The 321-nt window shown below is 37.7% G+C and carries 1 protein-coding gene; it reads left to right on the forward strand.

What is annotated here, in order from left to right; all coding sequences use genetic code 11:
• Window positions 1-321, forward strand: a 321-nt coding sequence (locus R0K30_RS21445; RefSeq protein ID WP_410612808.1) for an alkaline phosphatase family protein, incomplete at both ends; no start/stop codon positions are given.

Here is a 321-nt window from a genome sequence, read left to right on the forward strand (position 1 = left end):
CTATTAGCATAGGTAAGGTTTACCATATTGTAACGGACGACCAAGAAAACTGGTCAACGCATATTAAAAAGCTTGATAACTTTTACGCTATCGCTGAAAACTCAAAAACGCGATTCGCTTATGAAGCTGGCGACGTAGATGACAACTTTTATAAAGATGGCAAAGTAGCAACGGATGCAATCAATACTCTAAAACAACTTAAAGATGATAAATTTTTAATGTTTGTAGGCTTTAGTAAGCCACACCTCCCCTTTAATGCCCCAAAAAAATATTGGGGTCTCTATGATCGAGAGCAGTTCACAGTTCCAAGCAGAGATAAAC

It is taken from the genome of Bacillus sp. SIMBA_154 (assembly GCF_046536015.1).
GTDB classification, from domain to species: Bacteria; Bacillota; Bacilli; order Bacillales; family Bacillaceae; genus Bacillus; species Bacillus pumilus_P.